Below are 10,139 nucleotides of genomic sequence, written 5' to 3' on the forward strand. Positions count from 1 at the left end.
CATCCTGTGGTCCTCCGCCCTCGGCTGCTATCACACGACCGCTCCAATGGCTACAACCTATCGTGAACCACTCTAGAGCGGGTCATGTTAGGCTGTAGCCCTGCCGGACGCGATCCGGCAGCCCTGCTTCGACTTCGCTTCGCTCAGCACGAACGGGAGGCCGTTGGGCCTGAGCGTCAGGCGCCGCGCGCCTGAAGTCGAAGGGCGACACAGCCTCGTTATTTGCGCTAGCCCGCACGAAAGCGCTCAAAAATACTCGGCTCTATGCGTTTCCACTTCTTTTCAAAAAAATACATCTTGGTCCAGGCAGATGCATAACATAGTTCTACAAAAGGCAAATAGGGTCGGAAATCGGGGATCTCGTCCCGAAATAAGCGCTGGAGGAATCGGTCTTGAAACGGCCCCAGCCAACGCGCCAAGGCGTTGGCCACTCCGGTGCCGATGAGTTGATCTCTGCGTAAACTCTCGGCGTCTATGCCGCACACCAGTCCATCCGCGTCGGTCACAATAAAATTCTTGAGCACCGCATCCGTATAGTCAAAGCCGACCCAGACGCGGTCCGGGACGAGACGCTCGACAGCCGCTCCGAGATCACGATAGGCGGCGTCGGAGAGAATCCCCACCCGATTCAGAAAGCGCAGGTCGCGCTGGAGGCGGGGGACAAACGGCGTGTCCGCCACGTCCACACGGCGGGCCGAACGGCTGTAGGTCGCGGCGTAGAAGTCGGCGATTTTTTCGACCACCCTCGTATCGGGCTGGACAATGGGACTGCCCTCAACATAGTCCAGCCACAGTTCGTGCTCATAACGGATGGCAACCGACGGAAAATGGGGGCTGTCGTGGAACGCCTCAAGATTGCGTTCGAGTTCGGTCGCCAGCGCGGTGTCGCGAAGAATGAGCCGTTTGAAACGCCGCCCGTTCAGGGTTTCAAAAGATGTCTGCTGCGAGTTCTGGAGGCGGTTGCCAAACAGACGGGATACCAGATAGCGTAGCCGCCGCAGGAGGCGAAAGCTTTTCGTCTCGGGTGACAACATGGGGAAAGCATGGGGACGTCAGCGACCAACTATACCGCACGCCCCACCGACCGGACAAGCCGCCGGCATATCGGCCTGTTTGTCCGCTCGTTTGGCGGCGGCGGCGGCGCAGAGCGGGTCATGCTCAACCTGGCCACAGCCCTGGCCGACCGAGGCCATCGGGTCGATCTGGTCATGGGTCGCAAAGAGGGCCATTTCCTGGAGGAAATTCCCGATACGGTCACGGTCATTGACCTCAAGGTTCGCTCAGCCCGCCAACTGCTGCCCACGGTGCTGAAAATGCCGCGCGTGGCCGCCGCTCTAGCCGCCCACCTGTCAGGTTCCAGACTGCCCTGGATTCTAGGCGGTGTCCCCGGTCTGGCGGCGTATCTGAGCCACCAGCGACCGACAGCTCTTTTATCCGCCCTCAGCTATCCCAATATGACGGCAGTTTTGGCCCGTCGGCTGAGCACCGCATCAACCCGTACGGTGATCAGCGTCCATAATCACCTGTCTGTGGCCACAGCCGGGGCTGACAGAGCCGCCGACAAAACCTTTCCTCAACTGGCCCGACGTTTGTATCCCGAGGCAGACCGTATTGTTGCGGTGTCGGACGGCGTGGCCGAGGATCTGACCCACACGCTGGGCCTGCCGCGTACCCGTATCAGCACAATTTACAACCCGGTTTTTCGTCCCGATATGCTGACCCTGGCCCAAGCACCGCTCGAGCACGCCTGGTTTGCTCCGGACGCCCCGCCGGTCATCCTGGGCATTGGCAAGCTCAAGCCCCAGAAGGATTTTGGGTGTCTGATCCGGGCGTTTGCCCGTGTGCGAGCGGTCCGGCCGGCCCGATTGCTCATCTTAGGCGAAGGCTCACAGCGCGAGGCCCTGCTGTCCCTGGCCGGCCAACTCGGGGTCACCAATGATATCGCCCTGCCCGGCTTTGTGGCCAATCCCTTTGCCTATCTTGGTCGGGCTGCGGTGTTTGCCCTGTCTTCAGCCTGGGAAGGGCTGTCGAATGTCATCATCGAGGCTCTGGCGTGCGGTTGTCCGGTGGTAAGTACCGATTGTCCGAGCGGCCCGGCCGAACTCCTGGCCCGGGGAGCCTATGGGTCGCTGGTGCCGGTCGGGGATGACACGGCCTTGGCCCAGGCGCTCCTGGCAAGCCTGGACAATCCCCCCCATCGGGAGCGTTTGCTCGACCGGGCACGCCAGTTCTCGGTCGAGCGCGCGACAGAGCAGTACCTGTCCGTTCTGCTGGAAGAGTGAGTGGGGCGGTCAGTCTGACCGGCTAGTCCTGATCCAGGGCTGGAAAGTCCACCCTCGGATCACCTTGACCTGCTGCTGGGAAACAAAGATATCGGTGATCTCGTTCCGCACAGGGGTCGGTCATCGCCGATATCTTTGAACGAGGTGCGGGCCTGGATCAGGTCGTCGAGGGTATCAACCTCAGCCCACCACAGGCCCGTAATGCAGCTGGTGGCAACGAGGCCGGACTTGGCCATGGTGTCGATCACGGAGAGATACCAGCGCTGCAGGGCGGCTTTGTGACGAATAGCTCGATTGAGGGCGGTCCGAAAGGCGTCTGGGCCCGGGGTGCGAAAGACCATCAGGCCGATCGACTCGCCGTCGGTCTCCTCTGGAATCAGGGTCTTGCCGACCGCCAGCAGTTGCCGCTCGCCATTCAGGCTGACCTTCATGTCATCGTCGTCGTAGGCGGCCTTGCGGTCAATGGCCAGGGTCACCGGGGAGGACGCGTCTTGCAGCAGACGCTCCAGGACGGGCGCCTCAAACAGCGTATCGCCGTTTAACAGCACAAAATCTTCGGTCATCTCGGACCCGGCCAGCCAGCAGGTGGCCAGATTGTTCGACGCTTCGAAAAACGGATTATAACGCGTCTGGACATCCAACCCATCGGGCTGCCGTGTGGCCAGCAGCGCCTCGACCTGCTCGGCCCCAAAGCCGACCATCACGATAACCTGCTCCAGACCACACTCGGCCAGAGCCTCAAGCTGGAGTTCCAGTATCGTGCGCTCGTCGTCTATGGGCAGCAGACATTTTGGCACGCTCTCGGTCAGCGGCAGCAGCCGTCGAGCCTGGCCGGCGCTGAGTATGATCGCCTTCCGTGGCGACCGGGTGTACATATCGGCCGCCCCCCCATTCCTTCCTTCTCCATTACGCATAGTCGTGGGTTTCAGTCCTCGTCCGAGCTGAAGCTTACCGGTCATGGGGCTGTTCCCCAAGCCATCCGCCCGATATAGGAGAAAATGATGGGCAAATCAAGCTGCAGAGCCCGGAAAACGAGAGCGCTGCCCGCAGCCAAAGAATTCGGCGCCCTCGTCCTGCACGGGGAATCGGCCGTCACCAGTATCCTTGCCGGCCTGGAGCGCGCGTATTACCGGGTTCTGACCTGGAGTGTGGGCCGGGCCCTGCACTGGTATATGGTGCGGGAACTGGTGCGCCCCACCCTGCTCGCCTTTGGCGGCTTGACCGTCCTGCTGCTGACCGCCGAGCTGTTCGGGTTTTCCGATCTCATCATCAACCGCGGCTTTGGACTTGGCGCGATGCTCCAGCTGATGGGCTTTCAGCTCATCATCCTGGCCTCGACCACCCTGTCTTTTGCCTGTCTGGTCGGAATACTGGTCGGACTCGGCCGCCTCAAAACCGATCTGGAAACTCTGGCCCTGCACGCCTCGGGCGTGTCTCCACGCCAGTGTCTCGGTCCGGTGCTGACGTTTTGCGCGGCCGTGACAGTGCTGGGGCTGATCCTCAGCCTGAGCGCCTCGCCGTGGGCCAAGCGATCCCTGGACAGCCTGCAAACGTGCGTCGCGCGGGACAATCCGACCGGCCTGTTGCGTGCCGGAGAGACGCAGACCTTTGGGGACACCCGTATTCTGGCCCGGGAGGTGTCGGGCAGCGGCCAGCGCCTGGGCGGCGTGCTGCTGTGGACCCCACGCGACTCGGGCACCAGCTTTCTGGACGGGGAGACGATTTTTGCCCAGCACGGCCTCGTACAGTCCAGGGCTAACGGCGAGGCCCACCTGACCCTGTACAACGGTCTGACCCTGTCCCCGGTGCGCGGCAGCGGCAACAGCACCCGTTTCGACAGCCTGTGGACTTCGGTGCAGTATACCGAACCGCCTGCAGCCACGGCCGGGGATGAGGCGCGGGTAGAACACCTGTCGTTCCAGGACGTGGCGCGTCGCGGCTGGCCGCCGGACGGGCAGGCCGGACGGGCGGATGTACGGCTGGCCCAGACCGAGTTTCACCGCCGTCTGGCCCTGCCGGTCGCCAGCCTGGTGTTCGGCCTGCTGGCCACGCCGCTGGTCCTGTTCGGTCGGACCTTTTCCCGGGCGGCCGGCGGGTTGGCCGGCTTGCTGATCACTGCCGTGTACTACGGCCTGATCCAACTCGGCAGCGGTCTGGTCCAGGCCGGGCTGGCTTCGCCCGGGACAGGCGTCTGGCTGCCGAATATGCTGGTCGGCGGGCTGGCCCTCGTCCTGCTGTCCTTCCCCAACGGCTGGCCGCGCTGGCGGATACGCTCCGAGCGTCATCCCAGCCAGCCGTCCCAGACTACTCTGGGCGACCAGAAAGGCTATATCCTTCAGCGCTACGTGGCCCGCTCCTACGCTGCCATGCTGCTGATATCGTTCGGCTTTCTGTTCACCGGGTATTTTCTGGTTGACGTACTGGAACGGCTCCAGTGGTTTGCCCGCCACCAGGCCGAGTTGGGCGAAGTCATGCGCTTCTACTGTGCCCGCTCCCCGCTGCTGGCCTCCCGCATGGTTCCCATGTCGCTGCTGCTGGCCACCGCCCTGACCGTGGGCGTGCTGTCGGTCAACCGAGAGCTGATCGGCATGCGAGCTTGCGGCGTGTCCGTGGTCCGCGCCCTGAGCCCGATTCTGCTCATTGCCGGCCTGGTGGCGCCGGCCTATCTGTTGCTGAACGAAGCCGTCATCCCCCGCACCAACGCCTGGGCCGACTGGCTCAAAATCACCCAGATCAAGTCGGCGGCAAACTCCGGCCGCCTCCAGCGGCTGGCCATCTGGCACCAGAACGGCAAGCTGTACCACACCCGCCAGCTCGATACGGTCAACCGGGAAGCCTACGACATCTCGATTTATGAACTGGACGACCGGGGCTTGCCGACCAGCCGGACCGACGCCCCCAGAGCCCGCCATGTCGGCGACGGCGTATGGACGCTGACCGATCCCGTCCGCCTGGTCATTGGCGACGGCTCGTTTGCACTGCAGCCGGCCTCGCCCCACATCCAGCTCGGCGCCGAACCCCAGACCGAGGTTGACACCATGCACCTCAGCGCCCGGCAACTGTCCCGGATCATTCACGACATCGAGGCCAGCGGCTACCAGGCGACCGCCTACTGGGTGGCCTGGCACATGAAGCTGGCCGCCCCGCTGGCGTGCGTGTTCCTGCCTGCGGTCGTCCTGTTCTTCGCCCTGAGCGGTCCCCCATTTCCCGGCCCGGCCCTGACCATCCTGGCCAGCTGCGGCCTGGGCATCGGTTCGATTCTGTTAAGCGACGTGTTTGCCTCACTCGGCTACAATGCCTCAATTCCGCCCAGTCTGGCCGGCTGGGGACCGTCTTCCGTTCTGTTTGCGCTGGCCACCATCTTCGCCGTTCGCAGCCAAACGTTCGACACACCCGAGAGAGTGATATGACGCAACAGCTCCAGCCCGAGGATGCCCACAACACCACCCTGCTCGGCCATGTCCATCCTGCGGACTGGATCAACCCGGAGCCGGCCCTGCGCTACAATCTGGTCGTTATCGGAGCGGGCACGGCCGGCCTGGTCACGGCGGCGGGGGCGGCCGGCCTAGGCGCTAAGGTCGCCCTGGTCGAACGCGAGCTGATGGGCGGAGACTGCCTGAACGTCGGCTGTGTGCCGTCAAAAGCCCTGCTGCGGGCGGCTCGGGCGTATGCCGACGTGCGCGACGCGGGACAGTTCGGCGTTGTGGTTCCCGACGGCACGCAGGTCGACTTTCCGGCGGTCATGGAGCGCATGCGACGCCTGCGAGCCCAGTTGAGCGCCAAAGACTCGGCAACCCGCTTTCAGGGTCTGGGGGTGGATGTCTTTCTGGGCGAGGGGCGCTTTATTGACAGCGAAACGGTCGCCGTCGGGGAGCAGCGTCTGCGCTTTCGGCGGGCGGTCATTGCCACCGGCGCACGGGCGACCAGCCTGCCGATTCCAGGTTTGGCCGAGGCCGGCTATCTGACCAATGAGACCGTTTTTTCGCTGACCAGCCTGCCCAAACGCCTGGCCGTGATCGGCGCCGGCCCGATCGGCTGCGAGCTGGCCCAGGCCTTCGCCCGCTTCGGTTCGCAGGTGTGCCTGCTCGAAGTCGCGCCCCAGATTTTGATTCGGGAGGATAGGGACGCGGCCGAACGTATCCAGGCCGCTCTGGTCAAGGACCGGGTCAATACGCTTGTCGGCTGCAACATCAGCCACATCAGCACCGATGGCGCCGAGAAAATCATTCACTTTGAACACCAAGGGTCTCAGACCAACATCAGGGTTGATGACATTCTGCTGGGAGTGGGGCGGGCGCCAAACGTGGAAGGACTCGACCTGGAACGCGTCGGCGTTTCCTACGATACCAAGGTCGGGGTGCGGGTCGACGACCACCTGCGGACCACCAACCCCCGTATTTATACGGCCGGGGATATTGGCTCGGTCTACAAGTTCACCCACATGGCCGACGCCCTGGCCCGGGTGGTGATCCAGAATACGCTGTTCAAGGGTCGGGCCAAGGCGAGCCGCCTGACCGTCCCGTGGTGCACCTATACCGACCCGGAGATCGCCCACGTCGGCCTGTACGAACACGAGGCAGACCAAAAAGGCGTAGCGCTCAACACCTTTGTCCAAGAGCTGGACGACGTGGACCGGGCGCTGCTGGACGGCGAGCCGGAGGGCTTTGTCAAAGTCCATACCCAGGCCGGCAGCGACAAAATTCTGGGAGCGACCATTGTCGCCCGCCACGCCGGTGAGATGATTTCCGAGCTGAGTCTGGCCATGGTCGGCGGGCTGGGCCTGAAAACGCTGGACCAGACCATCCATCCCTACCCCACCCAGGCCGAGGCGATCAAAAAAGTCGCCGGTGCCTACACCCGCACCCGCCTGACGCCACGCATCAAAGCGCTGTTCGAGACCTGGCTGGCCTGGACCCGCTGAGCGGACAGACAGTTTGGGATGGATGCAGCGAGGGGCTTATGCACGCAGCAAGCGTCGCTGGAGCAGGGTTTGCATGTCACGCCGCCCATCGGCGATCAGAAGCACGTAAACATCATTTCCCATCACCCGGTAGATGATGCGGTAGGGCTTGAAGAAAATTTCACGGTACTCCCGAATCCCAAGGTCCAGCAATTCCTTGGAGTAGTTTCCGCGCTGGGGATGCTCGGAGAGGCTCAGGAAGGCATTTTCGATCTGCTCCAGCACGTAATCCGCCCGGCCCGGCGCGTCGTACTGATCGATATAATCGCACAGTTCCTCCAGGTCGTGCGCCGCGTCATCGGTCAACTGCACCGGAAAGGCCATCAGCCAGCCTGTCGCCGTCCTCGCAGCCGGGCAACGACCTCGGTCGCAGGTTGGACTTGGTCCGCTTCGATCTGACGGTTTCCCAAGGCGAGGATTTTGAGCAGCGCAAGGGTCTCCTGGGTTTGCTCATAGCTGTCGATATCCTGCATGACCACCTTGGCTTCACCGTTCTGGGTGATGATCAAGGGGGCCTGCCGGTCTCTGAGCGTGCGCACAATCTCAGCGGCATGAGCCTTGAGGTAACTGATCGGCTTGATCTGGCTGGACAGTTTCATGGCATACCTCTCTTCAGACTGAATATAGACCACAAACAGGTCAAAGAACAAGCGCGATGCGCCGTCGCTGCTCGGTGGTCTGGAAGGCCGAGGTACTGTGACCCAGGCCCCAATTGAAAACGCGCGGGCGCCGTGGCAAAGTCGGCCCCCAGGGAGGTATGAGGACATGCGCATGATTCTTGTTGGCCCACCTGGGGCGGGCAAAGGCACCCAGGCGGCATTCCTGGTCGATACATTTCAGATTACGCATATTTCCAGCGGCGATATGCTGCGCGCCGCTGTTGCCGAGGGCACCCAGCTCGGCCAACAGGCCGACGGCTATATGAAAGCCGGCCAGCTCGTGCCGGACGAGTTGGTCATTGCCATGATTATCGAACGCATTGCCAAGCCGGACTGCGCCAAGGGGTTCATGCTGGACGGCTTTCCGCGCACCCGACCCCAGGCCGAGGCCCTGGATATCAACCTCAAAAACGCCGGCGTCAGCCTCGATACAGTCCTGCTGATCGAGGTGCCGGACGAACTGATCGTGGAGCGCATTACCGGCCGCCGCTCAGACCCCGAGACGGGCGAAATCTATCACCTGAGCTTCCGACCGCCGCCGCCCGACATTGCTGACCGGGTCATCCAGCGCAAGGACGATACGGCCGAAGCGTGTACCGCCCGGCTGGAGAAATACCACTCGGAGACCGCCCCGATCATCCCCTTCTATGAGGGACAGGGTCTGGTCAGGCGTGTTGACGGCAACGCCGCGCCCGAAGAAGTTACCCGACGCATCACGGCCGTGTTGAACGCCGGCTAGCGGTCGTCTGGGACAGACCCGCATGGACCGAGCGTGCCTGACCTGCCTCTCTGCCCTTGGCCGGTCCGTGGCCCGGGTAGGCCACGTTTTTGTCATACACAAACCGGTAGTGCCGGGGCCTGGAGTCGGCGATCTGTTCAAGCAGCATCCGGCCGGTCCGCTCTTCAAAAGCCTGGACCCAGCCGATGAGCAGGCGGGGGTTGAGATGCAGTCCCTTGAGTCCCACGCGGCGTTCAATACGCCTGGCCAGCCCAAAGGCCGTGAGTGGCCGCTGCGGCGGCGCCCGGTACGCCTCGGCCACATACTCGACGAGGCGCTCTTCGACCTGTTGCAGGGCTGCCCCAAACCCGAGGCCGATATCAATAGCCGGCATGCCACACCTTTCCGAGGCAGGCCCGGCGCATGAGAAAGCCTGCCCCGCTTGAATAGCCGCGGTTCACAGTGTAAGCCAAAAAAATGGGCGAAAAACAAGACCAGGAGACGCCGGTTGTGAGTGAGGAGCGGTCCTCCCCGGTCGTCCCCGAACCCGTCTTGGAGCCCGTCTTGGAGCCCGTCCTGGAGCCAGCGCCGGACGAGTCGGGTCAAGACCTTGCCCTGTATGACCCGCTCCAGCGCTATTTTGCGGCCATCGGGCGCTATCCGCTGCTGAGTCGGGAAGAAGAGCACGACCTGGCCGTTGAATACAAAGAGTACGGTGACCTGCGGGCCGCCTACCGTCTGGTGACCGGCAATTTACGGCTGGTGGTGAAACTGGCCCGGGAGTACCAGCACGCCAACGAGTTGCTGCTGGAGCTGATTCAAGAGGGCAATATGGGCCTCATGGAAGCGGTCCAGAAGTATGATCCCTACCGCGGGGTGCGCTTCCCGTCGTACGCGGTATGGTGGGTCCGGGCCTATATGCTGCGTTTCCTGCTCCAGAACTTTCGCCTGGTCCGCATCGCCACCACCCGGGCGCAGCGCAAACTCTTCTACAACCTGCGGCGCGAGAAGGACAGGCTGGAAGCCCAGGGCTTTGTTCCCAGCCCCAAGCTGATCGCCCACCGACTGGAGGTGTCAGAACACGATGTCATCGAAATGGAGCAACGCCTGGCCGCGCCCGACACCTCGCTCGACCGGCCTCTCAATGACACCGAATCGGGCGCTTCGCTGGGCGATATGGTTCCAGACCCGTCGGCCTCGCCCGAACGCCTGGTGGAAACCGCCCACGATCAGCGGCTGATACGGGAACACATGGCCGCCTTTGCCGAGCAGTTGTCCGGTCGCGACAAGGTCATTTATGAGCAACGGCTGATTGCCGATGAACCGCTGACCCTCCAGGAGATTGCCGACCAGTATGGGCTGAGCCGCGAGCGGGTGCGGCAGGTTGAGGCACAGATCAAAAAGAGGCTCAAAGCCTATCTGCTCGACATGTTCGAGGACGCCGAGGCGCTGGCGATCAGTTTCGACGACGAGTGAGGCGAGCGCGACGCGGCCAGCACCTGCTCCAGCGCGGCCAGCAG

General features: G+C 63.1%; 10 protein-coding genes. 5 read left to right on the top strand and 5 right to left on the bottom strand.

Translation table 11 applies throughout. The annotated features are described in order from the left end of the window. Positions 1 to 227: 227 nt before the first annotated feature. Complete coding sequence (locus tag J4F42_18085) at positions 228 to 1,034, bottom strand: hypothetical protein (protein ID MCE2487427.1); 807 nt, start codon at positions 1,032 to 1,034, stop codon at positions 228 to 230. A gap of 9 nt (positions 1,035 to 1,043) precedes the next feature. Between J4F42_18085 and J4F42_18090 the strand changes: the two genes are divergently transcribed. After that, on the top strand, positions 1,044 to 2,282 hold the full coding sequence (locus tag J4F42_18090; GenBank protein MCE2487428.1) for a glycosyltransferase: 1,239 nt from the start codon (positions 1,044 to 1,046) through the stop codon (positions 2,280 to 2,282). A gap of 59 nt (positions 2,283 to 2,341) precedes the next feature. Here the strand turns inward: J4F42_18090 and J4F42_18095 are convergent, their stop codons facing one another. Beyond that, positions 2,342 to 3,241 carry a phosphocholine cytidylyltransferase family protein gene (locus J4F42_18095; GenBank protein MCE2487429.1) on the bottom strand — a complete coding sequence of 300 codons (900 nt, stop codon included), beginning with the start codon at positions 3,239 to 3,241 and terminating at the stop codon, positions 2,342 to 2,344. Positions 3,242 to 3,283: 42 nt separating this feature from the next. Here J4F42_18095 and J4F42_18100 point away from each other — a divergent pair, with 42 nt between their 5' ends. Further along, positions 3,284 to 5,692 (top strand): LptF/LptG family permease, encoded by a 2,409-nt coding sequence (locus J4F42_18100; GenBank protein ID MCE2487430.1) that lies wholly within the window; start codon positions 3,284 to 3,286, stop codon positions 5,690 to 5,692. Further along, entirely contained in the window at positions 5,689 to 7,203 is a 1,515-nt protein-coding gene (locus tag J4F42_18105; protein MCE2487431.1) for a mercuric reductase, read from the top strand. The genes J4F42_18100 and J4F42_18105 overlap by 4 nt, the downstream gene beginning before the upstream one ends. 36 nt (positions 7,204 to 7,239) lie before the next feature. Here the strand turns inward: J4F42_18105 and J4F42_18110 are convergent, their stop codons facing one another. Together J4F42_18110 and J4F42_18115 are read right to left on the bottom strand one after the other, a co-directional pair. Beyond that, entirely contained in the window at positions 7,240 to 7,566 is a 327-nt protein-coding gene (locus J4F42_18110; protein ID MCE2487432.1) for a type II toxin-antitoxin system RelE/ParE family toxin, read from the bottom strand. Beyond that, positions 7,566 to 7,841 carry a type II toxin-antitoxin system Phd/YefM family antitoxin gene (locus tag J4F42_18115; protein ID MCE2487433.1) on the bottom strand — a complete coding sequence of 92 codons (276 nt, stop codon included), beginning with the start codon at positions 7,839 to 7,841 and terminating at the stop codon, positions 7,566 to 7,568. The genes J4F42_18110 and J4F42_18115 overlap by 1 nt, the downstream gene beginning before the upstream one ends. Positions 7,842 to 8,013: 172 nt before the next feature. Here J4F42_18115 and J4F42_18120 point away from each other — a divergent pair, with 172 nt between their 5' ends. Next, a complete protein-coding gene (locus J4F42_18120; protein MCE2487434.1) occupies positions 8,014 to 8,640 on the top strand; it encodes an adenylate kinase in 627 nt (208 codons plus the stop codon). On the opposite strand, the gene J4F42_18125 is transcribed toward J4F42_18120, so the two are convergent. Next, positions 8,615 to 9,013 carry a hypothetical protein gene (locus J4F42_18125; GenBank protein ID MCE2487435.1) on the bottom strand — a complete coding sequence of 133 codons (399 nt, stop codon included), beginning with the start codon at positions 9,011 to 9,013 and terminating at the stop codon, positions 8,615 to 8,617. The two genes, J4F42_18120 and J4F42_18125, sit on opposite strands and share 26 nt — an antisense overlap. Positions 9,014 to 9,129: 116 nt before the next feature. Between J4F42_18125 and J4F42_18130 the strand changes: the two genes are divergently transcribed. Then, positions 9,130 to 10,095, top strand: coding sequence for an RNA polymerase factor sigma-32 (locus J4F42_18130; protein MCE2487436.1), 966 nt, complete (start codon positions 9,130 to 9,132; stop codon positions 10,093 to 10,095). Positions 10,096 to 10,139: the final 44 nt, after the last annotated feature.

It is taken from the genome of Desulfurellaceae bacterium (assembly GCA_021296095.1).
Taxonomy (GTDB): domain Bacteria; phylum Desulfobacterota; class Binatia; order Bin18; family Bin18; genus JAAXHF01.

Excerpts from the sequence above, each read along its gene's own strand:
- J4F42_18085 (MCE2487427.1), bottom strand. The coding sequence starts at position 1,034 with ATGTTGTCACCCGAGACGAAAAGCTTTCGCCTCCTGCGGCGGCTACGC.
- J4F42_18090 (MCE2487428.1), top strand. The coding sequence starts at position 1,044 with ATGGGGACGTCAGCGACCAACTATACCGCACGCCCCACCGACCGGACA.
- J4F42_18095 (MCE2487429.1), bottom strand. The coding sequence starts at position 3,241 with ATGACCGGTAAGCTTCAGCTCGGACGAGGACTGAAACCCACGACTATG.
- J4F42_18100 (MCE2487430.1), top strand. The coding sequence starts at position 3,284 with ATGGGCAAATCAAGCTGCAGAGCCCGGAAAACGAGAGCGCTGCCCGCA.
- J4F42_18105 (MCE2487431.1), top strand. The coding sequence starts at position 5,689 with ATGACGCAACAGCTCCAGCCCGAGGATGCCCACAACACCACCCTGCTC.
- J4F42_18110 (MCE2487432.1), bottom strand. The coding sequence starts at position 7,566 with ATGGCCTTTCCGGTGCAGTTGACCGATGACGCGGCGCACGACCTGGAG.
- J4F42_18115 (MCE2487433.1), bottom strand. The coding sequence starts at position 7,841 with ATGAAACTGTCCAGCCAGATCAAGCCGATCAGTTACCTCAAGGCTCAT.
- J4F42_18120 (MCE2487434.1), top strand. The coding sequence starts at position 8,014 with ATGATTCTTGTTGGCCCACCTGGGGCGGGCAAAGGCACCCAGGCGGCA.
- J4F42_18125 (MCE2487435.1), bottom strand. The coding sequence starts at position 9,013 with ATGCCGGCTATTGATATCGGCCTCGGGTTTGGGGCAGCCCTGCAACAG.